The organism is Orrella marina (assembly GCF_003058465.1).
GTDB lineage: Bacteria > Pseudomonadota > Gammaproteobacteria > Burkholderiales > Burkholderiaceae_B > Algicoccus > Algicoccus marinus.
This window is the reverse complement of record NZ_CP028901.1, coordinates 448,294-469,790: the sequence shown is the minus strand read 5'-3', so window position 1 is coordinate 469,790 and position 21,497 is coordinate 448,294. Positions and strand designations below refer to the sequence as shown.

The 21,497-nt window shown below is 55.1% G+C and carries 23 protein-coding genes, 1 tRNA gene and 6 pseudogenes; 18 read left to right on the top strand and 12 right to left on the bottom strand.

The window, feature by feature from the left end; translation table 11 throughout:
* Positions 1–727: 727 nt before the first annotated feature.
* Positions 728–1,444 carry a hypothetical protein gene (locus DBV39_RS02075; protein ID WP_159078738.1) on the bottom strand — a complete coding sequence of 239 codons (717 nt, stop codon included), beginning with the start codon at positions 1,442–1,444 and terminating at the stop codon, positions 728–730.
* 26 nt (positions 1,445–1,470) lie between these two features.
* Positions 1,471–1,722, bottom strand: a complete 252-nt coding sequence (locus tag DBV39_RS02070) for a hypothetical protein (protein WP_159078737.1) — start codon at positions 1,720–1,722, stop codon at positions 1,471–1,473.
* A gap of 448 nt (positions 1,723–2,170) precedes the next feature.
* Between DBV39_RS02070 and siaA the strand changes: the two genes are divergently transcribed.
* The 5 genes from siaA to DBV39_RS20195 all read left to right on the top strand — a co-directional run bounded on the left by siaA (position 2,171) and on the right by DBV39_RS20195 (position 6,232).
* Complete coding sequence (gene siaA, locus DBV39_RS02065; protein ID WP_108620139.1) at positions 2,171–4,165, top strand: biofilm regulation protein phosphatase SiaA; 1,995 nt, start codon at positions 2,171–2,173, stop codon at positions 4,163–4,165.
* Between the two features lie 12 nt (positions 4,166–4,177).
* A complete protein-coding gene (gene siaB / locus DBV39_RS02060; protein WP_108620138.1) occupies positions 4,178–4,720 on the top strand; it encodes a biofilm regulation protein kinase SiaB in 543 nt (180 codons plus the stop codon).
* A gap of 23 nt (positions 4,721–4,743) precedes the next feature.
* Positions 4,744–5,124 carry a biofilm regulation phosphoprotein SiaC gene (siaC, locus tag DBV39_RS02055; protein ID WP_108620137.1) on the top strand — a complete coding sequence of 127 codons (381 nt, stop codon included), beginning with the start codon at positions 4,744–4,746 and terminating at the stop codon, positions 5,122–5,124.
* Positions 5,069–5,911, top strand: a complete 843-nt coding sequence (siaD, locus tag DBV39_RS02050; RefSeq protein WP_322348735.1) for a biofilm regulation diguanylate cyclase SiaD — start codon at positions 5,069–5,071, stop codon at positions 5,909–5,911. Before siaC ends, siaD begins: the two co-directional genes overlap by 56 nt.
* A 123-nt stretch (positions 5,912–6,034) precedes the next feature.
* The gene (locus DBV39_RS20195; protein ID WP_108620135.1) at positions 6,035–6,232 is read left to right on the top strand and encodes a hypothetical protein; all 198 of its coding nucleotides are present in this window, start codon (positions 6,035–6,037) and stop codon (positions 6,230–6,232) included.
* A 301-nt stretch (positions 6,233–6,533) separates the two neighbouring features.
* Here the strand turns inward: DBV39_RS20195 and DBV39_RS02040 are convergent, their stop codons facing one another.
* Complete coding sequence (locus DBV39_RS02040; protein WP_108620134.1) at positions 6,534–7,403, bottom strand: Fic family protein; 870 nt, start codon at positions 7,401–7,403, stop codon at positions 6,534–6,536.
* Positions 7,404–7,452: 49 nt separating this feature from the next.
* Here DBV39_RS02040 and DBV39_RS02035 point away from each other — a divergent pair.
* The 3 pseudogenes from DBV39_RS02035 to DBV39_RS02025 form a co-directional block, all read left to right on the top strand.
* Positions 7,453–8,466: pseudogene (locus tag DBV39_RS02035) on the top strand (IS1634 family transposase); the annotation flags it as partial.
* A gap of 171 nt (positions 8,467–8,637) precedes the next feature.
* Positions 8,638–9,003, top strand: a pseudogene (locus DBV39_RS19675) (transposase); the annotation flags it as partial.
* Positions 9,004–9,009: 6 nt separating this feature from the next.
* Positions 9,010–10,203, top strand: a pseudogene (locus tag DBV39_RS02025) (IS1380 family transposase); the annotation flags it as partial.
* Positions 10,204–10,535: 332 nt separating this feature from the next.
* On the opposite strand, the gene DBV39_RS02020 reads toward DBV39_RS02025, so the two are convergent.
* Genes DBV39_RS02020 through DBV39_RS19800 form a run of 3 tightly spaced genes read right to left on the bottom strand, consistent with a single transcriptional unit; the run spans position 10,536 to position 11,986 of the window.
* Entirely contained in the window at positions 10,536–10,748 is a 213-nt protein-coding gene (locus DBV39_RS02020; RefSeq protein ID WP_108620130.1) for a hypothetical protein, read from the bottom strand.
* Between the two features lie 35 nt (positions 10,749–10,783).
* Positions 10,784–11,623: a transposase gene (locus DBV39_RS02015; RefSeq protein WP_265416025.1), complete on the bottom strand. Its 840-nt coding sequence runs from the start codon at positions 11,621–11,623 to the stop codon at positions 10,784–10,786.
* A 51-nt stretch (positions 11,624–11,674) separates the two neighbouring features.
* Positions 11,675–11,986: a hypothetical protein gene (locus DBV39_RS19800; protein ID WP_227870769.1), complete on the bottom strand. Its 312-nt coding sequence runs from the start codon at positions 11,984–11,986 to the stop codon at positions 11,675–11,677.
* A gap of 56 nt (positions 11,987–12,042) precedes the next feature.
* Between DBV39_RS19800 and DBV39_RS19795 the strand changes: the two genes are divergently transcribed.
* The gene (locus DBV39_RS19795; RefSeq protein WP_227870768.1) at positions 12,043–12,351 is read left to right on the top strand and encodes a hypothetical protein; all 309 of its coding nucleotides are present in this window, start codon (positions 12,043–12,045) and stop codon (positions 12,349–12,351) included.
* 225 nt (positions 12,352–12,576) lie between these two features.
* Here DBV39_RS19795 and DBV39_RS02005 read toward each other — a convergent pair whose 3' ends face one another.
* A complete protein-coding gene (locus tag DBV39_RS02005) occupies positions 12,577–13,437 on the bottom strand; it encodes a DUF4338 domain-containing protein (RefSeq protein ID WP_108620128.1) in 861 nt (286 codons plus the stop codon).
* 242 nt (positions 13,438–13,679) lie between these two features.
* On the opposite strand from DBV39_RS02005, the gene DBV39_RS02000 reads away from it, so the two are divergent.
* From DBV39_RS02000 to DBV39_RS19790, 4 genes and pseudogenes are all read left to right on the top strand, one after another.
* Positions 13,680–14,186, top strand: coding sequence for a hypothetical protein (locus DBV39_RS02000; RefSeq protein ID WP_159078735.1), 507 nt, complete (start codon positions 13,680–13,682; stop codon positions 14,184–14,186).
* A 12-nt stretch (positions 14,187–14,198) separates the two neighbouring features.
* Complete coding sequence (locus tag DBV39_RS01995) at positions 14,199–14,480, top strand: hypothetical protein (protein WP_108620126.1); 282 nt, start codon at positions 14,199–14,201, stop codon at positions 14,478–14,480.
* 104 nt (positions 14,481–14,584) lie between these two features.
* A pseudogene (locus DBV39_RS20525) lies at positions 14,585–14,629 on the top strand (hypothetical protein); the annotation flags it as partial.
* 130 nt (positions 14,630–14,759) lie between these two features.
* Positions 14,760–15,299: pseudogene (locus DBV39_RS19790) on the top strand (IS110 family transposase); the annotation flags it as partial.
* 72 nt (positions 15,300–15,371) lie between these two features.
* Here DBV39_RS19790 and DBV39_RS01980 read toward each other — a convergent pair.
* A pseudogene (locus DBV39_RS01980) lies at positions 15,372–15,911 on the bottom strand (transposase); the annotation flags it as partial.
* A gap of 178 nt (positions 15,912–16,089) precedes the next feature.
* Here DBV39_RS01980 and DBV39_RS01975 point away from each other — a divergent pair.
* Together DBV39_RS01975 and DBV39_RS01970 are read left to right on the top strand one after the other, a co-directional pair.
* Positions 16,090–16,377 carry a type II toxin-antitoxin system Phd/YefM family antitoxin gene (locus DBV39_RS01975; RefSeq protein ID WP_108620124.1) on the top strand — a complete coding sequence of 96 codons (288 nt, stop codon included), beginning with the start codon at positions 16,090–16,092 and terminating at the stop codon, positions 16,375–16,377.
* Positions 16,352–16,609 (top strand): Txe/YoeB family addiction module toxin, encoded by a 258-nt coding sequence (locus tag DBV39_RS01970; RefSeq protein WP_108620123.1) that lies wholly within the window; start codon positions 16,352–16,354, stop codon positions 16,607–16,609. Before DBV39_RS01975 ends, DBV39_RS01970 begins: the two co-directional genes overlap by 26 nt.
* Positions 16,610–16,804: 195 nt before the next feature.
* Here the strand turns inward: DBV39_RS01970 and DBV39_RS01965 are convergent, their stop codons facing one another.
* Together DBV39_RS01965 and DBV39_RS01960 are read right to left on the bottom strand one after the other, a co-directional pair.
* Positions 16,805–17,305, bottom strand: coding sequence for a GNAT family N-acetyltransferase (locus DBV39_RS01965; RefSeq protein ID WP_108620122.1), 501 nt, complete (start codon positions 17,303–17,305; stop codon positions 16,805–16,807).
* Positions 17,302–17,595 (bottom strand): type II toxin-antitoxin system TacA family antitoxin, encoded by a 294-nt coding sequence (locus tag DBV39_RS01960; protein ID WP_108620121.1) that lies wholly within the window; start codon positions 17,593–17,595, stop codon positions 17,302–17,304. Before DBV39_RS01960 ends, DBV39_RS01965 begins: the two co-directional genes overlap by 4 nt.
* A gap of 112 nt (positions 17,596–17,707) precedes the next feature.
* Here DBV39_RS01960 and DBV39_RS01955 point away from each other — a divergent pair, with 112 nt between their 5' ends.
* Complete coding sequence (locus tag DBV39_RS01955) at positions 17,708–18,253, top strand: transposase (RefSeq protein ID WP_108620120.1); 546 nt, start codon at positions 17,708–17,710, stop codon at positions 18,251–18,253.
* Positions 18,254–18,298: 45 nt separating this feature from the next.
* Complete coding sequence (locus DBV39_RS19365) at positions 18,299–18,451, top strand: hypothetical protein (protein ID WP_159078734.1); 153 nt, start codon at positions 18,299–18,301, stop codon at positions 18,449–18,451.
* 215 nt (positions 18,452–18,666) lie between these two features.
* Here DBV39_RS19365 and DBV39_RS01950 read toward each other — a convergent pair whose 3' ends face one another.
* Together DBV39_RS01950 and DBV39_RS01945 are read right to left on the bottom strand one after the other, a co-directional pair.
* The gene (locus tag DBV39_RS01950; RefSeq protein ID WP_159078733.1) at positions 18,667–20,028 is read right to left on the bottom strand and encodes a tyrosine-type recombinase/integrase; all 1,362 of its coding nucleotides are present in this window, start codon (positions 20,026–20,028) and stop codon (positions 18,667–18,669) included.
* A 344-nt stretch (positions 20,029–20,372) separates the two neighbouring features.
* Positions 20,373–20,449: transfer RNA gene (locus DBV39_RS01945), tRNA-Met, on the bottom strand.
* A 176-nt stretch (positions 20,450–20,625) separates the two neighbouring features.
* Between DBV39_RS01945 and DBV39_RS01940 the strand changes: the two genes are divergently transcribed.
* Entirely contained in the window at positions 20,626–21,321 is a 696-nt protein-coding gene (locus tag DBV39_RS01940; protein ID WP_108620118.1) for a cytochrome b/b6 domain-containing protein, read from the top strand.
* Positions 21,322–21,497 lie beyond the last annotated feature (176 nt).

The window sequence follows — 21,497 nt, the reverse complement described above, 5'->3', positions numbered from 1 at the left end:
GAACCAATCTAACAGAACGCCTGGGCTGAGCGACGCAGTCAATGATGACGGGTTTGACAGTGTTTCTGTGAGGATGCACTGATCAAGGAGCTGGTCAGTCGGTGAACAACGTGAAATTCCTGTCATCACCCAGGCCAGAGCAATTTTACCGGATGTGGTCAGCTACGAGGCAAAGCAGGAAACACTTGCATTATTGAAAGTGCTGGCCTTCGGGCAGCAGGAAGTGGCCTGCAGTAAAGTCAAACCACTTTCTGATATGTTGGCAAGGCTCAGGGCCAGGAAAGCGTTGGCCCGATGACGTCGAACGACAACGTCCTGTTCACAGAGGGAGCATGATCTGGATACGATCTACGTATTACATCACCGAGTTCGATGACCTGACGAGCGAAAATCACGTTCTGGTTCGGTTGTTGGCGACCACAGAGTCACTTGCTACCATACCGGGGTGCAACCGCTACGCAGAGAATTTCTCGAACTCGTAGACATACCGCCTGGGTACTCTACAAGCCGTATCGCCTCGTCTATTGATTGATGGGGCATGACGGTGTGGTGTTCATGATTGCCCAACGGCCACCGCGACATGCAGCCACTTCTCGCGCGTCATTCGCTGGATGCCTGATCAGTCGCATTGCAGGGATCAGGGTGTGCAAAATGCCGGGAACAATGACACCTGTCTTATTGCTCTGTGCTGCGACAAGACCAGATGATCAACACTGCGGGGTCGCGATCATGAGGGCAGGTATTCCTGGTCTGGTGCGGGCGGGTTGGGGCAAAACAGAAAGAGATTGGCCCAGATGACCTCTGGTAGCAGGAACACATGACCAGGCGACGCGTTCCATACCGCATCGCACTCACCGTTTCTTGTGACATGCCAGCCTTGTTCAGAGTGGGCCACTATGGCATCAAAGGTGGCCAGATCGGCAGGGAATAATTCAAAATAATGCTCGTACCAGCCGGGTTCCTTCCAATATGGCTCTGGAGCATGGAGGGTGCTGGGCGAGAACGCAGCCAGGGCAGTCAGCAAAGCCTGATGATGGCCATTCGCATCGCAGGGATCAGCGGCAGGCAAGAAGATGCGAATCCGCAGGCTGGCAGGATTGGGACAAGAGTCGCCTGCCGTGCAGGATTCATCAAACACGTCATACCCTGCCGAGGCCAACTCATGCTGAAGTCGCGAAAAGCCATCCTGTGCAGCCAGCCGAAAGCGCGTTTGTTCCTCAGCAGACCAGCGCGCAGGCCCTCCAGCATCATCCCAGTCCAGCGAAGTATCAAACCAGGCAATCAGATACCGCAACCATTGTCGGGTGTTGATCGATAACGGCAGATCGTCAGCGTCAATAGCAAAACCGTATTGTGCCTCTGTCGCATCGTCACCCGACCACAGACATACGCCACTGCCTGCATCAAAAAAGTAACGCAGTCGCAACTTGTTCCCTTTGATCATCTTGTCCAAATGCTGCTTTATGCCTTTCAAGGAAGAGAGCCATGCAGGAAGCCAGAGCAAAGCCGCGCAGGCGATGAACAACCAATTGCTTTGATCATCCGCATCAGAGCAATTTCACCGAATTCGCCGGAAAGTGCAAGTAGATAGACAAACCTCGGCACCTCTTCAGGTGAGCGCTTTGCTTTGAGGTGATCTGGTGCGACAACCAGCCTGCACTCATCAGGGTAACGTTCAACAGACCACGGAGCCTTTCGCAGAAAACCACCCACCAGAATCACGCATGTGTCGGTGCTCACAGTGCAGCAAGCCATGAACGCCCTTCTTGACGTCACCCGTCTTTCGCGTGATCGGACACGTCGATGGACACGCCTGCATACTTCCTGACCGTGGCGCAGGTGTTCCCGATACTGTGTTCAGCGCATTCACCGCGGGTTGATTCGAGCGTAACCTGATTCATCGCCAGATTCATCGTCAAATCTGGTTATTCACACTCGACTGCAAAGACGCATGGCTGCCACCCACAGTCTGGTCCGGCACCTGAATCTGTGTTTTCTGTGTCTTCTCATCGTATACATTCCCACAGTCTCGCCCCTTTCCGGGCGACGCGCAGATCAAGGTGCATTTTGTTGGGCACTCACAGCAATTGCGCGAATCCCTAATACACTCCCCTGAACTCACTTTCGGATCGATATACTCCGGGAGAATGGTCTGACTTGAGGCAATAGAATGGCAATTTGGGGTCGTGGTCTTCGTGCCAAAGCGTTGTTAGCACTGATGCTGGCCTGTCTGATGGCACTGCTACCCGCCAGTTTGATCGGCTGGCAGGTGCTGGAAAGTGTTCGCAACTATTTTGGTAACGCCTATGCCGTCAACTTCACGCAACTCAAGAGACAGAGCATCATGGCCCCGGTTGCCATGGAACTCGCGCTATCTCAGCGTTTTGCTGATTCAGTGCTGACGCGCCAGTGGTTGCTGGACGAGCAGAACAAGGAGAAGAAAGCACTTTTCTTCAATGAGGCCGAGGGCTACCGCAAGGATTTTAGTGATCAGGCCTATTTTGTTGTGAGTGATTTGAGCCAGAATTACTACTCCAACGACAACAGCAATCCCTACAGCGAGTCACCGCGCTATACCCTCGAGAAGGGCAACCCGACCGACGCCTGGTTTTTTAGCTCAATGGACAGTGCTGATGCTTACAACATCAATGTCGATTTGAACAGCGAACTGCAAACCACCCGGGTCTGGCTGAATGTCAGCATTCGCGAGAACGGTCACAAGATTGGCATTGCCGGCACGGGTATCGACCTGAGCAGTTTTCTCGAAGAATACATTGCCGGAAACGAAGCAGGTGTGACGACGATGATCATCAACGAGACGGGTGCGATCCAGGCGCACCGCGACGAACAGTTGATCGCCTTTAACCAGACTGGCAGCACTGCCAGCCCTGACCAAACCCTGGCAGGTCATCTGCCGGAAGGCGCACCACGCGCAGCGCTGGCAGCAGCCATGAAGCAGGCGCAGGCTCACCCGGGTGAAGTCAGCACCTTGCTCGCAGACCTCGATGGCAAGGAGCAGCTACTGGCCCTGTCCTACATTCCTGAGCTGAAATGGTTCGTTGTCACCGCGGTCGACCTCAAGTCTGCACAGGTGCTCGACAAAAACTGGTTGAATGCTGCCATTCTGACCCTGGTTGTCTTGATCAGCATCTGGCTGCTGTTTTTTCTCTTCGCCATGGAAAAACTGGTATTGCAACCACTGCGCAAACTGCGGTTTTCAGCGACTGCCATGGCAAAAGGTGACTTTGAAGTTTCCCTTCCACCACCAGGCGGGGACGAACTGGGCGATCTGAGCCGGGCGTTCGGCATCATGGCCGAACAGGTTCGCAGTAATACCGAAGAGCTGGAAAACAAGGTCCAGGCACGCACCCAGGCGCTGGAGTCTGCCAATCAGGACATGCGGCGCGCTCACCAGAAGATCAACGACTCGATCGACTACGCGAGCCTGATTCAGCGGGCCATACTTCCCGATCAGCAACTAAGGCAATTGCTCGGGCCGCATCACTTTGTGCTCTGGCGTCCGCGAGATGTCGTAGGCGGAGATTTTTACATCTTTCGCGTCGAAGGCGAGCGATATCTCGTTGGCGTCATTGATTGCGCCGGGCATGGCGTGCCCGGCGCACTGATGACGATGCTGGCGCGCTCGGCGCTGGATCATGCCATGAACCAGGTCGGCATCGCATCCCCGGCCAGCATCCTGAGCCACACCGACAACACCATTCGCGGCATGCTGCAACAATGTGACTTGCCACGAGCCATTGCCACCAATATGGACGCGGGCCTGGCCTATGTAGATCGTGAGAACCGGATACTGCGCTACGCGGGTGCCAAGATTGGTTTGTACTGGAGCGATGGTCAGGAAGTAGGCGAAATCAAAGGCGGTCGCCGGGCGATCGGGGACAGGCGACAAGGTGTCTATGTCGATACGGAAATCAGGCTGCGCCCCGGCGTGACCTACTACCTGGTAACGGACGGCTTCCTCGATCAGGCCGGCGGAGACAGAGGTTATGGTTTTGGTAACAGCCGTTTTGCCCAGTTGCTTTTGCAGCATGCCCGCTTGCCCATGGAGCAACAGGCCAGTAAACTGGATCAGGCTCTTGAAGCCTATCGAGGCAATTACCCGCAACGGGACGATATCACGATACTATCGTTCCGATTCGAATGAACAGGATCTGCAATGGACTCAATAGATCTCGTTGGATTGAGAGAGCATTTCAATCGCCGCAATATTCTGCTGTGTTTCAACGGTCCTATTTCTCGCAGTCTGATCGAAGAGATCGGCAATGCCCTGAAAAATTACCTGCAAGCAGACCAGGCGCAACCTTCTGCCGCGATGGATGTTTTTAGTGCCTATATCGAAATGACCCAGAACATCCGCCACTATGCAATGGCCCAAGGCTACAATGATCTGGAAAGCTCCGCCACTGTGGTCGTGGCACGGGATGCGGAAGGTCATTATGTCGTCGAAGCGGGAAATCTGGTCCGGCAATCCGATGGCGAAGCGCTTTTGCTGCGCGTTGATAAACTGGCAAGCATGGACAAGGCCGCACTGAAAAATGCCTACAAAATTCAGCTTCGCCAGCCTCGGGATGAAGACGCCGTCAGTGGCGCAGGCCTGGGACTGATTGATATTGCGAGAAAATCGGCCCGGCCGTTGCAAGGCAGTTTGACCACCACCCCAGACCAGCGTGCCTTTTTCAGCCTGCGTGCCGTAATCTGAATTTTTGCTGGTATCGTATCACCATGAACGCGTTAAATATTCAAGGCAGTCAGTCCACGCCGACCATCATCGGGACGTGGGAAGAAGGTCGCCTTTTCATGCAAGGGGATTCCTATCCAGAGAACTCCTTCGAGCTCTTTAGTCCCGTCATTGACTGGATTGAGTCCTATCTTAAGGAAACCACAGCACCGCTGCAGCTGGAGCTGCGCCTGGTTTACATGAACACCAGCTCAGTCAAAGCCATGATGGACATCTTCGACCTGCTGGAAGATGCGCACAGCAAAGGCCGCGGCGTGCGCGTGAGCTGGTACTACGACCCGCAAAATGAACGGGTGTTAGAAGTAGCCGATGAGTTCAGAGATGACTGCAGCTTCCCCTTTCAGATCGCGGCCGATGAGCGATAAGCACTTGCATGCTTCTGAGGAAGAGCAGCTGCTTCGAGACATTCAAGCCCTTCTGGCGGATTCTCAGCACAGCGACAATCCTTTGTATCCCTTTCTCTCTCAGTTGTTCAGCCTGAATGAGCGGCAACGGGAGCGCCTGTATCGTCTTGTGCGAATATCCGACGGTTATCACGGCATATCGAGAGACCGGAATCTGACGCTGGTGCAGCAATACGACTGGCAATTGCGTCGACTGGAGAAACTCGCGCGCATTTCAGACCGATATCAGAACAGCCTGCGTGAAATGACCGAAGCGCTGCGAGACGCATCTTTGCAAGATCCGCTGACCGAACTGGGCAACCGCCGTTTCCTGATGAACCAGCTAAAAGAGGAAACCAAACGCGCGAATTGCAAAGGCACTTCCTATGTTCTGGGCGTTTTGGACGTCGATCGCTTCAAGGAAGTCAATGACAGATACGGACATGAGGCCGGAGACAAGGTGTTACGTGAAATCGCCTTTGCCATTCGAGATGCACTGAGAGAGCAAGATCTCTGCGGCCGTTGGGGTGGCGAGGAATTCCTGATCATACTGCCGGAAACCTCCATTGAGTCCGCTGTGCCGGTTTTCGGGCGTGTGAGCCAAGGTATCAAGCAGATCCAGGTCGATTTTCTTGAGAAGCTCGTCTCGGCCAGCATCGGCCTAACGAGTTATCAACCTGGAGAGTCCTACTCCAGCACCTTGAATCGGGCCGATACGGCATTACTGCAAGCAAAATCTGCTGGGCGTGACCAGATCAAAACGCTTTAACCTGGACTTGTACGGGTATCTTCCAGCACCCACTTGCAGCATTCACTTTTTTGCAATTTTGGCCAACCGCGTGCGCTGGCTGACGCGCGCCTTGGTTGAAAATCTGATGGCTTTCTTCTTTCCTTGGAACGCGAGGCACCTCGACAATCGCAATCAGAGCGCCTGCTCGAAGGACTCACTGCACAACGCTATGCACTGGATCTGCTTGAGACCATTCCAGGTGTAGATCGTATCGGTGCAGCCATGCTGATCGTTGAAATCGGTACCGAGATGCAAGCCTTGCCGCTTATTCAGGCGAGTGAGTGTGCTCACGTGATTTGATGGACTGGTTTTCACGTTTGACGATGGTCAACATGCGGCGGGAGGAAGGTAAAAATGGCGCCGTCGGCGCCATGATTCCTTTCAAGGGGTCTGTGTTTCTCAGAACGGCAACTCGCCCTGGGTGGGTCGTAAACACATAATCCAGCTTCTCGCCTGCACTGAACATGAAGGCTGCTTTCTGTCTAAGATAAAAAGCAGATCAGAACTCCTCAGGAGCGACGAACAGTTATAACTGGCTTGCTAACTTCAGAAGCCGCTTCATGTTGTCAGGGGGCGAAAATATTGCGACCGTCAAGCACTATTACCCAACCAAACGCGTTGAGATGAACCCCTGATCCGCAAGCGAACGCATAATTCCACGAACCAAGTAACTATTCGCAAGTCCTGCCGTGTAAATGCGAGACTTCGGCCCGGTAGGTACCAGCATTCTTGATTCAACCAACTTGCCGATGCGCCTCGTACGTTGTGAGTCACTTAAGTCCGGCATAGCAACAGCAAGATCAGCAGATCTCACCTGACCTCCATTGGCATTAAGGGCGATCATCAGCACTTTTGACTCCAACTCGGTAATCCAACGACGTTCCACAGAAAACCGAATGGCTGGAACCAATATCCAAGGAAGGAGATATGAAAAGTCAAGGAGTTGATCCACCTTCTTCAACTCCGCAAGCACACCTGTGAGGACGTAGGTGCACCAGCACTCCAACCCATCATCAGTACCTGTGTCGGCAACACCCAACATCTCGTAGTATCTGTCCCGGTCACTACAAAAGACCGCGGTTAGATTCAAAAGCCTGCCGCCCTCCTGGACATTGAAACCGTACTCGATCATCAATGCATATGTAAGCAGTCGCACCACCCGACCATTGCCATTACCAAACGGATGTATCCAGCCAAACCGATGGTGCGCAAGGGCAACCTTCATCAAATCATATTTCTGAGGATCTTCGCGGTTTACAAAAGCGACAAATTCAGCCATGTACTGAGGAACGAGGACAGTATCAGGAGGCAAATGCTTGGATTGGGCAATTGAAACCTGGTTGGTGCGATATGAACCAGGATTTCGATCTCCTTCACGATCAAGTCCCTGTACAGTAAGAGTATGCAACTCTCTGATAAAAACTTCTGTAACGATTGACCCAGGCTTTATGCTTTCCTCTACGAAGTCCATCGCGCCTTAGATATTCTCAATTTCCCTAAGCTGATCAACCTCGCCACCCCTGATTCTCTATGACGTCACGACGTTGTATTTTAAGTCGTTCAAAGAGTACGACTTTCAGCGACCCGGCTTCTCCAAGGACAATAAACCCCAGCAGCCGCAAATCGTCATCGGTCTGATCACCACCACGTCAGGCTTTCCTGTCATGCACGAGGTCTTTGAGGGCAATACCTTTGAAGGTCACACGATGCTGGAGATTCTCAAACGCTTTGAGCAGCGCGTCGGATCAGCCTGCAAGCCCATCATCGTGGCCGATGCCGCCATGCTGTCAACTGAAAACATGTACCAGTTACAGCAGCAAGGCTATCGATACATCGTGGGCGCTCGATTAGCCAATCACAGCAAGGCATTCATTGATCACATCGACTCAAAGATGCCACGTATCGACAAGGCGGTGCGCCGTTTCTCTCACTCGCTCAGGAACGGCAAAGCCCAGGTCGACGTCAGTATCGTGTGCCAGTTCTCGCACGCGCGCTGCAAGAAAGATAAGCGAGAGCTCGAAAAACAGGTCAACCGTGCGCGGGCATTACTTGATCGTGGCGAACCGGGCAGAAGAGCCCGATTCGCCAAGAAGGCCGATCGCAAGGTTCAGTTCGAGTTTGACGATGAACTGAACAACAAGGCACAGGAATTGCCCGATGAGAACGTGGTACGCCACTACCACGACCTCTGGCATGTCGAGCAGGCATTCCGGACCAACAAGCCAGACTTACAGGCACGTCCGATCTATAGCCGCACGCAGGATGCCATTCGTTCGCACATCGTCACCTGCCTCATGGCCGTGATGTTGGCGAAGTATCTGGAGATCAAAACCGGTGTCTCGATCAGGCCAATTCGCGATGAATTGTGGAAAGTGCGCGATGTCCGGATTCGTGACAACCGGACCGGGTTCGCCCACTTGCTGAGGATGCAGTCAGAATCAGCCGTGGTCAAAAAATTGACCGATCTGCTGAAACTCGCAAACACATACTGGCCAATAATCAGGCACTCCCCAGACCTTGTCCCGGGCCTCTGACATGACCACGGTTTTGACATCATTTATCGTCTTTCGATGCTTCATCAAAGGTTCACTTGCGTTCGTCTCTATCCCGGATTTTTCACGGAAATGGGCGGCATTTGTTTAACCCATTGATATAATTGGGATTACGCCAATAACGCTTCGTAAGAAGCTTAAACAAAACCGCCCATGAATGATTCTATCCCAACCCAGCTTCGCTTTCCTGCCAGTGCTGGTTTCACCGAGCGTGCATAGTTTGATGGTGGTGCCCTGTCGAGCGATTTCGGCGCCATCCTGCTTCGGGGTACGGATCTGCAAACCGGGCTGATCTCGCGTCTGGCTGGCGCAATCCATGACAAACGCCATCCGTCGTATATCTCTCATTCCATGACCGATCTGCTGCGCCAGCGCGTGTTCCAGAGCGCATGCGGATATGCCGATGGCAATGACGCCAACGCCTTGCGTGCAGACCCGATGTTCAAGCTCGCCGCGGGCCGTGCACCGCTGGACGCAGACACCGACCTTGCCTCAGGCCCGACGCTGTCACGGCTGGAGAACAGTCTGACTCGTCGTGATATCTATCGTCTTGCCAAAAGCTTTGTGAGCGCATGCGGATATGCCGATGGCAATGACGCCAACGCCTTGCGTGCAGACCCGATGTTCAAGCTCGCCGCGGGCCGTGCACCGCTGGACGCAGACACCGACCTCGCCTCAGGCCCGACGCTGTCACGGCTGGAGAACAATCTGACTCGTCGTGATATCTATCGTCTTGCCAAAAGCTTTGTCCACGCCTTTATCGACAGCTATGCCCAGGCCCCGGCCTTGATCGTGCTCGACATGGATCACTCCGAGGATCTCACTCACGGCCAGCAGGAACTCGCCTTTTACAACCACCATTACCGCCACCACTGCTACATGCCGCTGTTTCTGTTCGAGGGACTCTCGGGCAAGCTGATCACGGCCATCCTGCGCCCGGGCAAGCGCCCCACAGGTCGGGAAAATGCCGCCATCATCGCGCGTGTGGTGCGCGCGCTGCGCCAGGCCTGGCCCGACACCCACATCATCTTGCGCGGTGATGGCCATTTCTCCAACCCGGAACTCATGGCGTTATGTGAGCAGGACCCCGCAATGGACTTCATCTTTGGACTGGCGGGCAACAAGGTGCTGCTACCCCTGGCGCAACCGTTGCTTGAGCGAGCAAAGTCCCATTACCAGTCGCGCTGCGAAAGCGCCCGCCATCTCGGCTTGCCTGCCCCGGGTGCAACCCGCCTGTATGACGACCTGTCCTATCAGGCCGGCACCTGGCGGGTCGTGCTCAAGGCTGAGGTGATGGCGCTGGGCGAGAACCCCCGGTTTGTGGTGAGTTCACTGAACGAGCCCACAGCCGAGTTGCTCTATCGCGAGCTGTACTGCGCTCGCGGCCAGGACGAGAACTACATCAAGGCCATCAAGAACGATCTGGCCAGCGATCGCACCTCTGACCACACCTTCCTTGCCAACCACATGCGGATGTTCTATGCCTGTGCAGCGTATGTGCTGATCCACAGCCTGCGTGAGAATACGCTGGCACACACGGAGCTGGCCAGAGCGCAGCCCGGGACCATCATCCTCAAGCTGTTCAAGCTCGCCGTGCGGGTCGTGCAGTACAAAGACCGGATTCGTCTGTCCTTGCCCACAGGGTGTCCGGTGAAAGGGATTCTGGAGCGGGTGACCGAACTGCTCTACCAGACACAGCGGCCACCCGCACCGGCCTGAGCGCAGACACGCGATCAGACAACCCTTTAAAAATTCAAAACCGAGACATCGGAGGTTGATGCACGCTTGTTGCTGACCCGTTCAGGCCGAAATCGGCGAAAGCAGGTAAGAAGTTGGCAAAATCCACTCTCCAATCTGCATGGCACGCGCAACGGAAACGTCAAAGGGTGCAGAAATCAGGAAGAACTAGGGAAGTCGCAGCACTCAGGCCCGGTTTATGAAACGTTCGGGCTATATCCTTTAGTATCAAAAACAAAGCTTCTTGTAAGTTTTCACAGAGGAGCTGGTAGTGAAACCCGTCTCCCCTTGAAAGACGAAAAATCGAGGGAAGGTCAGATTGGTTGCAGGATGAAAAAGACCATTGCCGTAAACAGCATGACATCGCGTGGTCGGCCAAAGTTGCTCGATAGGCCCCAGCGATGAAAGAGGTAACCGCCAAGCATGCCCTTGGCAGCATTGAAGATGCCAATGAAGAGACCGCCAAAGAGGGGTGGCCCAGACCAATAGGACAATAGCGCCTGTCCGAGCAGTACACCAGGGGCCATACGTGGTCCCCAGAGAATGAACCTATAAACAGCAGTTAGCCCGTCGCCGGCAGTGTCAGACAGGCTGGATGGTCGTCCATCCGGGGTGCAATTCTCTGGCATACGTACTTCAGCAAGGTGCCCCATCGGTCAACATCCTTGAACTGCTCCGCGGTCGATCTGACATGCCGCAAAGCCGCACGAACGTTGATCAGCAACTGATTGATGGTGTCCGTTCTGGCATGCATGGACGTCAGATACAGAGTCGTCTGTCCGGCATGGCTCGCGGCCTTGCCCACCGCAGCCAGCAACAACGGGCGACTCGTGATCGCCTCGAGTCTGCCGCCCGGGTGTGCGGCCCGACAGTACCAACTCCACCAGTTATAGATCAGAGCTCCCGCACGCGCTGTCGTCTGACTGCGATTCAGGTCCCGGGTGGTGAATCCTGACAGTCCCCACTGATTCTTCAGCTCATCAAAGCCATTCTCGCAATCACAGCGATCCCGATACAGCTGGGCAATCGATTCTAGGCGATAGTCCGCGTTGGTCACCAGTACGGTGTATTCCCACATCCGGGCTGCATCCAGAATATGGTGATCGGCAAAGTCCAGACGCAGCTGGCCATGATCATCCATCGCCTCCCGGGCAATGCCTTCGCGCAGCCGGCGACGCAGAATCACCACCCGTCGTGCCTGGCTCCAGCCTGAGAGCCTGACCTCGTCCTGAATCGCCTGAAAGCCCTGCGAATCGGTACGGCTCCAGTCCAGCCGCTCAAACTGGCGTTGCACCAGGCGCTGAACGTTCGCCGTCTGGCGAAGACGCAACAGATAGGGTTGCTGGCGTTGCTCAAGCGCCACCAGAACCCCCTCGTTACCATAGCCACTGTCATCGCGCACCAGCGCAGGCGTCTTGTCACCCAGATCGCCCAGAAGCTGTTCCAGTCCAGCTCAGGCGTGAGCGCTCGCGTGCTGGTTACCCGCCGTCAGCTGCACATCCAGAACCTGTCGCAACGGACTCACCCAGTAGGTATGCAGCACGTGACTGGGTCGCCCGGGCTTGCGCGGGTTGTACCCCTTCAAGGCCCCTTCCTCTTTGCCGTACAACGGCTTGACGCTCGCATCAATGTCCAGTATCCAGTCCCGATCCAGTGCCTCGCGTACACTCGACATGAGTGCGGGGCGCAACCACGCCTGACTGGCTTGCTCATCGATCCGGGCCAGTGCCCGGCGTAAGGAGTCCTCGCTAATGATCTTGTTCATGCCCAGAGATTTCTTCGCCACCTGATCACCCCCCTGTCGTTACGAAAGGCGGTCACGTGTGCATAGCGCTGGTGTCCGGCCAGGATGGCCAGCAGCAACGTCCCCAGCACGTCCCGGTTGCCCGGCGAGTTAGGGCTGGTGTAGGTCAGCGGGCAGCGCTCGACCCAGCGATCAAAGACACCCGTACAGGCGAGAAACTCGGCAAAAAAGACCAGCTGTCCATTGGGTATGGCTTGAGCCGACTCGTCCCACTACACGTGGATGCGACCACCCATGGTGCCCACCACCATCGGCTCAGAGACAGTCGCAATCGCCATTTTTTGCTTGTTTTTGCGCTCACCCATTTGGTGAATACCCCCATCTGATGCAAACCCGCACAAACATTAGCGTCTAGCCGGATTGGAAGCAAGCAACTGACGGATTTAGGATGAAAAAAACCAGGGCCACACCCTCAGGAGCAAAAGCCACACTGGTGACATTGCCAAATTGAACCGAACCAAGAAAGGTCAGGCGACCCAGCAGGATGTAGGCCAACATGTTAACTATTCGGTGAAGACGTCTGCCCGACTTGATGGGTTTTTAAGTATGTCTCAGCAGCACAGCGAATGTCTGTATTGCTTGTGAAGCGGATACAGCCAGATGTCCTTGGTGGGTAGCAACTGTTTGCTGGTTTTGCTCATCTTGCCCCGTCCGGCAGTTCGGCCAATGCACTGCCAGTTCGCAGCCTTGTAGCAGGTGCCGGCATGACGAGGACTCTCGACAAAGGTTTCAAGCAACACGGGTTGGTAGTCGTAGCGTTGTTGCCAGTCGTGCGGCAACTGGCGCGCCACCTTGGCCAGGATCTTGGAGGCCAGGCCCTTGGATTTGATCCAGGGCAGGATCAGAAAGCGGGTGTTGTTGATCACTTTGTGCAGATTGCGCAGGCGTTGCTCATCGCTCCAGCCGATCAGGCGCTCGCGATCGGCGAGCTTCCAGGCACTGGCCCCAAACCCGAGCAACGCCACCAGGGTGTCACCGGCGTAGACCTGATAGCGCATCTGGTGGCCCGACAGCGGGGTGTAACCCAGATAGTGATATCGAGCCATGTACTCGTTCCACAAGCGTGACGTGGCTTTCTGTCCCTGCACAATTTCAATGCGCAACGGTGGCAACTCGTGAACAGGTTGCTCAATCTCAGGCTGCGGGTCCGTCAGTGCGGTGGGTTCATATCGGGCGCGACGCCTGGGATTGGGAATCTGCGAGACCGGCAGGGTGATCAGGCCATCGCGTTGCAACCTTAGCATGATCACCCGACAGGTCATCTCGCTCAGGCGTCCATCCACGCCGCGCCAGTCGAGCGCCTCGCAGACCAGGCGCGAGAGCGGTGAGCGCTTGATACCGGGATTTGCATTCATCAACCGGGTGAGCGTCTCTACCAACACACTGGCCGGATAGCCACCGTAGGTCTTCATCCCTTTACCTCAGATCGGTCGTCAGTCTTGCCGTAATGTAGCAAGTCGTTCTTCACACATCTTTCTTGGGGCGATCCCTTCCAGAATGGTACGATGAAGTTATCATGCCGTATCGACTGACACACCACGGCCCGGTAATTCACAGCAACCCGATGAGGCGGGAATCAGCCTCAAAAACCTTTGATACCTCATCCAGCTAAGGGAACGTGCCGCCCTCAGCTTTTGTGGCGAGAGGTGAAGAAATGCCAACTAACCATAAACACCAACCCGCTATTCTTAAATTCATTGCAGGCGAAGCCGCCGATCAGGCGAACCGATCTCTCGAGTTATTGAGGGCTATCGAGGTTACGTTGCAAGCGAATCAGATGCTCGCAGAGAGATTTGAACAAACCAACGCCCGAATGCTGGATGCTATCGAACAACTCTGTGGGAAGTCTGGTCGAAGCCAAGGCGAAATGCTTGACGAGTCTGGTGAAATTCAAACCTCATTTGAACAGACTCTAGACGCCATCTCCATGATCATAGATCAGCAACGGGCTGCAAGAGAGTCTGCAGTAAGAGACCGTGAGCTCAACCATGAAGATGGCGTGGTTGAATCATTTGACAGATTCATCTCAGCCTTGATTGAGGCTCACGACCTTATAAACGAGTTGAAATGGGCCATCATGGAGCACGATGCAGATCGCTCCCCGTCTTCAGGCAAGGGTCCGTTCAGATCCGCCAAGGAACTTCTGGCATCATTCCAGTAGGGCCTGCTTTCTATGCAAATCAATGGAATTGACGCAAAAGAATCATTTCAAAAGGATTTCAAGAAGGCTCCCGCCAATGTCCAGGAAGCTGCAACGAAAGCTATCGATGACCTGTTGAAGAACCCGCAGCCAAACAAGCTGCGTCTGCACTCCTTGTCCGGCTGCTTCAATCCCAAAATCTTGAAGATTGATGTCATGCCGAACAAATCCTGGCAAATCACCTTCGAGATGGATGGTTCAACAGCAATATTGCGCAGATTGGGCACACACAAAACTATCGACAGACGCCCCTGAGCGCATCCCATTACATACAACTTTAGGAATGGCGCCTAACACACTGACTTCGTATTGGGTTGCGCAAAAGCGGCGTGAGTTGAGCAGCAGAAGAATTCAAGAACATCGATCTGGGCGACAAGCGCCTGAACAAACGCACGGCGCTGCTCGCCGAGCAAATGGCAGCCAATCTCATGGCGAGCATTCCTCAGGCCGTTGGCGGCATGTCGCCTTCAGGCGCATTCAGTGTCGGCGCCGGCCCCCTTCCGCTTCTGAAGTCTACCGGATGGGAAGCATCACATGGAACTGGAACCGACCTACAAACGTGCCATTGGGCTCGATATTCACCAGGCGCAGATCACGGCCTGTGCCTTGATCGAACACACCAATGGCTCGGTTCGTATCGAACAACGGCAATTTGGCGGCTTCAAGAAAGACAGGCCAGCGCTGGCGCAATGGGCGGCGTTGCTCACGCGCGGGGCTTTGCGGGCCTCGTTTGTCCCGCCCGCTTTATTGCCTGAACTGCGCCTGATCGCGCGCCAGAGGCAGAATCTTGTCGGACAGCTGGCCTCTGAGAAGAACCGTCTGCAAAAGTGCTGACCGATGGCAGCACTCGTCTGGGCGTGGTGGTCAGCGATCAGCATGGGAAGTCGGCCTGCGCAAATGGTACACGCCATTGCTCAAGGCAAGTCCGTGCCCGAAGTCCTCCAATACGCCAGCACCCGTCTGCGAGCCAGTAAATAAGAAATATTTTATTTACTGCGGGGAGATCTCTCGGCGTCAAACCGGTTTGTCCTGCAAGAGTTGCTGGCACCCGCCCCAGCGATCAAATCCGAGGTTTTCGAGGTTCCCATAAACTCACATTCTGGTTTGGTTCACTCATGTTTCACCTTTCGAGGACTCGTATGTGCCCTGATCAGCCGACTCGGCCAGATCCAGCAACTCCTGCACCTCGGTTTTGAGTTGGGCATCGATCTCGCGGGTATGGCCATAAGACAGTGCCCGGTGCCGACTGGCATTGGCACGAATCCTGGTGCCACCCAGACTGACGATGCCAAAGCGCGAGAGTTGGGTCTCACGGGCGACTTGCAGGATTTGCACAAGGGCTTTGGAGAACCACTCACCGAACCGGCGACGAAACGTGGGAAGGGTGTCACGATCAGGATGCTAATCACAGGCGATGAATCGAAAGGCAAGCGAGTCATACGTGGCCCGCTCGATCTTGCGGCTCGAATGAATGCCTGTGGCGTAACCGTAGATTAGCAACGACAACAGCATGGCGGGATGGTGAGCATCGCTACCCCGACCCGCGTAGGCCATTTCCAGCTCTGACGAATTCAGACTGTCGACCACATCCACCACATACCGTGCCCGATGAGATTGTGGCAACCAGTCCTGAACCTATGGGGGTAGAAGAAAATCTGTCTGGCGGTCAATCAGACGAAAGCGCATGAACCCGGACTGCAAAAGCGTTACGCTCTTTTACCGAACGGCAAAGTCCGACGTGCTCCTAGTGCCACACAGCAATTATATGTACAATTAACAGTACAAGTTTTACGCTTGCAAAACAAAACCTCCAATAAATGCTGTGAATTTTCTGATCAACCAACACACGAGGTAGCCTAGGAGAATGAGAGTCGTTAACTTCAGCGACGCTCGCAACGGACTGAAGTCTCTAATTGATAATGTGGTTAACGACTGTGACGTTGCAGTCATTACCCGTCGCGATGCGCCAGATGCAGTGGTCATGTCGCTGGATCACTACAACAGCCTTTTGGAAACGGTACACCTGTTGAAGTCTCCCGCAAATGCTGCTCATCTTGCTCGTTCCATAGCTCAATTGCGCTCTGGTCAAGCGAAGCGTCAGCCATTAATCACGGATGAAATGCCTGATGAGGAACATCCTGTTCACCCCTGACTGCTGGGATGACTATGTTTACTGGCAATCTCAGGACAAAAAGACCCTGAAGCGAATCAACAACCTCATCAAAGACATACAACGTTCCCCATTTGAAGGGATCGGTAAGCCAGAACCCCTCAAAGCCAACCTTTCGGGATTTTGGTCTCGAAGAATCGATGAAACAAACAGGCTGGTGTACGAGTTTACAGACGCAGAAATTATCATTATTTCCTGTCGTTATCACTACTAGCAGATCGTTTCATCAATGCATGTAGGTCAAGTCGCCACCCTTTATGGCGCAGCTGAAATTGGTGATCGTTGTTTCGTGACGGCACAAGACGCACCAGACGTTGGACAGTAGCCGCTGGCGGATGTTGGCAGGGATGGACTCCCCGCACTGGCTGGCCGGTTTGGTAAAAGTGAGAAGTGATTAGATGGTCATGACTCACCGGACCCAGCGACGGGCGTCCTTCAAGAGCAGCAGCAATTGCGGTTCGCGCAGCGGTGACGCGATGAACCCGAACCGGGTGCAGAACCTCGCTGCTTCTTCATCGATGGGGTGAGTCAGCATGGCACGGATGCCGGCCTGCTCGGCAATCAGCATCGTGCGGCGAATGGCATTCTGTAGCAGACCAAAGCCGATGCCTCGCCCCTGATCGTGAATGGATACGGCCAGTCTCGCCAAGATCACCACTGGTAAAGGGTACTGCCCCATCCCCTTGCGGATGCGCTCCGGCGCCTCCAGCGTGTCGACTTGCCCCACGGTCAGGCTGAAGTAGCCCGCCACGCGGCCATCGTCCTCGGCAACAACAAAGGTCTTGGCCGAGCCACTGCCCTGGGCCTGGCGGGCGTAGCGCAACAACCAGTCATTGAGCGCAGGCTTGCCGCAATCAAAACCCTCCAGCCGATGTTGCGCGTCCAGAGGCTCCGGTGCGCGCAACGTCACTTCGTGTCCCAGGGCGCCTTGCAGGCAAACAGGTCACGCAAACCCTCATTGGCCTGTTCAGGGCGATCCAGCAGATCCATCAGGGCCTGGTACTGGCTGCCCGAAACCATGAACAATCGTTGATCGAGCAGGGTCTGCTCGGCGGCCAGGCACGCACTGTCGAGGATGAAGTCAGTCAACGACTTGTGGGCCACCTCGGCAGCGCGGCGCAGCATCACCTCCTGTTCGGGGGTGGCGCGTAGCCCCAGCCGGGCAGAGCGGGCGGAAGACGACGATGCAACAGCGGTCATGGCAGCACCTCTTTTGTTAGATCAATTGTCGTTATGTTAGTACAAGCGACGTACATCGTCTAGTTGTGCTGGTGACTGATGGCCTTGGTTGACGCTGAACCGACGCGCGTAAGTGGTTGTTTTTTCACCAACCATCTGCGCCTACCCGCGGGCCAAACGGAGAACAGAGACGACTCTGGCCGAGGAAGTGGCCGATTCGGGCTTTTGCGAGGATGGTTTCTTGCGGCACCTGGAGCACCAGCAACTGCGCTACACGGTCGCCTTGAAGATGGTTCGCCCCTTGCAGCATCGCCCGGTCAGTGCCACGTGGTGGCCCTTGCAAGACACCGATGATGCGGGCAAACCGACCACCAAGGTGCCTGGTGGCATTGAGTTGTGCGAATTCGAGTATCAGTCAGACAGTTGGGACAGGCCGCGTCGGGTCATTGGCATACGTCAGCACATCAAGCTGCGTGATCAGGCCAAAGGCAAGAACCTGAGCCTGTTTGAGGATGATCCGGACCTGAGCCAATGGCGTTACGGAGCAATTGTCACGAACCTGGGTCTGTCCGCAGTCGAAATCTGGCGGCTCTACCGCGGGCGCGCTGACTGCGAGAATCACATCAAGGAGCTGAAGTACGACTTTGCACTGGGCACGTTAGCTCGTCAGAACTTCTGAGCCACCGAAGCAGCGCTGCACTGGGTGATGCTGGCGTTCAATCTGATGAGCTTGTTCAGAACGGCACTGCAGCGCCAGCTGAACCGAGGTGCGTCGATGCAAACACTCGCAACCTTGCACCAGCAACTGCTGACTCAAGCCGGATTCATCACCAAGACGGGCCGACTCAGGACCCTTAAACTGGCCACGGCCCGATAACGACGGGAGTGAATCACAGGCCTGTGGGATGCGACCAAAACCTTTGAGATCCCGAGGCCAGTCAAACCCATCTTCAGCCCTGTTCAAACTGTCTAATGGGATATCTGGGTTCAATGCGCACTGGAGAGAGTCTACATGACCAGCTGTGCGGCCCTGGCAGGCAGTTAGCCATTCCCGCATCAATGCCCAACTGGCTGCCCACTACCCCAATGACCCTACGGTTGGTTTGACGGCATCGCAGAGATGTCCGGATTCACAAGGTTATTGACATCCTGAGAGGTTTGCGCAGCCAGGGCACTGAGCTGGGCCAGCAACTGCCTGGCCAGATCAGGGGACAGGGTCGGGGTCTGTGGTGCTGTCTCCCGGAATTTAGCGTGAATCGCATGTTTGCTGATGTGGATGTAGCGCTGCAGGCTTTGCAACGTCTTGTGACCCGAGATGGCTTGAATCTCGGGCAGCGTCCAGCCTTTCTCAGCTAGTCGCGAACACGCCTCGTGACGCAGATCATGCCAGGTGAAGTCCCTGATCTCCAGGGCATCACAAGCCGTTTTGAGCAACCGGTACGCCCGATCCGCCACCAGAGTTCCGAACACCGGATCATCCGGACCTCCCCTGCCCTCCCGGTCGGCCTGAACTTTGAGATCACGCAGAATCTCAACCGCACGCGGTGAGAGTGGAAGGTAGGCCGGCACCCCTTTATTGATCGGACCCAGATACTTGACGGGGATGAGCAAATGCTCGCGCTCCGGCTCAAAATTCACCCAGCCCCACGCTACAGAAAAAAGTTTGCCGCGACGCAGCGCACACTCGATGGCAAGCAGGAAGGCCACGTGGATGTATCGCAGGCTGTCGTGCGGCGGCACCTGCACGGGCTTGTCGTTGCAGGAGACGATGACATGATCGCGGGTGGCCTCGGGCGCATCACTTTGCGCCTTCGCGATGGCTTGCAGCAGCGTATCCAGTGCGCCGAGTTCTCCCTGGCCCAGACGGCGATCACGCTGTCGGGACTGTCCGATTTTTCTAGCAGCCGTCGCGGGTCCGACCGGATCGTCGATTTGCCAGTGCCATCCAGGTGCGAGATAGGTACTGGTGGTGGCCGCCGCATGTTTGAACAGGCGCGACAGCAGGTTCAGGTCGTTGGCAATCGTGGAGTCTGCCCGGTCCTCCTCGCGGCGATCATCAATGAAAGCCTCCACCTCGAGTTGCCCGATGTCTCGCAAGGCGACGTTGCCAAAAGGTCCCTCGGACCACAGTTTGGCCCGACTCTTGTCCTTGATGAACCGTTGGTACAGGCTCTGGTACTTGGGCTCATCGGGGCGGGCCTTCATGCAGCGCTCCAGATGCTGGCGGGTTTCCTCGCGCCACAACCGGATGGCCTGGGCGAGCGTGATGGCGGTCGGCATGATGCGACCATTCTTGCGGATTTGCTTGAGCGACTCGTCAACGGCATCAGCCCACGCCTGCGCCTCGCGTTTGGTATCAAAAGTGCGAACCTTTCTGACCGGCTTGTGACCAAGGCGCACGGACCGCACTTCTGCGCGCCAGGTTCCTGCGGATGTTTTCGAGATATGTGCCATGTTGAAATATTCCCATGTAAGAAAAAATTTACAAAGGCGAAACAGGCAAAAAACTGAAACTTCCTGAAAATTTTCAGAAAGCCGATCCGCATGAGGGTCCGCATGGAGGCGATTATTTCGATCACCTCCCATCACCGCCACCGTGGTGCCACTGCGCCCATTTCTGGAGAGGCGCACCAGCACTGGCTTTGCGCGATGGGTGGCAAGTCGATTTGCCACCGGAATTTCAAAAGTGCCACTAAAAGTGCCACTATTTGCTCACTTATTGAGCACATCAGAGAAACCTAAATACAAGCAAAAAGCCCGAAAGCCGCATGGATAGTGGCTTTCGGGCTAGGTATCTCTGGTGGCGCATCAGGGACTCGAACCCCGGACCTGCGGATTATGATTCCGTCGCTCTAACCAACTGAGCTAATGCGCCGATGTCTTGATGACAGGAACGAGAATATAACATCTTTTTTAAAACATTTCAGCAGACGTTTTGGCCATCCATTAATGAGACCAAGCTAAACTACTTTATGCGCTAACGGTGTCCCCTGGCCTCTTTGGGACATGCCGTTCCAGCAACCAATTTCCCGTCACTGCATGAGATTCAAAATGAGTTCATCCAATCGATCGGCCATTCGCGTCTGGGACTTGCCCACACGCTTGTTTCACTGGCTGTTTGCTACCTGTGTCATCGGCGCAATCGTGACCGTCAAGTCTGGCAATGTTCTCTGGATGGAATGGCACATCCGGTTTGGCATCATTGCGCTAGCCTTGCTGGTTTTCAGAATCATCTGGGGATTCACTGGTTCTCGTTACGCCCGATTCGCGAACTTCGTGAGATGCCCACGCACAGTGATTGAGTACCTTCGCTCCGGCACACCTTCTCTGCCGGGTCACAACCCGCTTGGAGCCCTCTCCGTCGTCGCATTGCTACTGGCTATTGGTGTGCAGGCTGTCACTGGGTTGTTTGTGTCGGATGACATTCTCTATCAGGGCCCCTTCTACAACGATGTGAGCGGTGAAACAGCCGCGATCATGCGTACGATCCATCAGACCAACGAGTATGTAATCTTCAGCCTGGTGATCCTGCATTTGCTGGCGATCATTGCCTACACCATCAAAGGCAAACGTCTGGTCACTGCCATGGTCACAGGCGATGCGCCCGCCAACCTATACTCCAGCGACAGCCCTGTCGCACGGGACGACATCGGCATTCGCCTATGGGCACTTGTTCTCGCTATCGGACTCGGGATGGTAGCCTGGTGGCTGATCGACAAGACACTGTCTGCGGGCATGAGCTTCTGACGCACTGGGATAATCCGGGATACAACGCAAATCGACCCATAGGCCGTAACGGCCTATGGGTCGATTCTTTTGATTACAAACATGCGTTCAAACCAAGTCAGAGAGTGAGCCTGACTGTGTCACGCTGTCATCTGATGAAGCAAGCCCCAAACTGATACGCACCGATGGACCTGTCC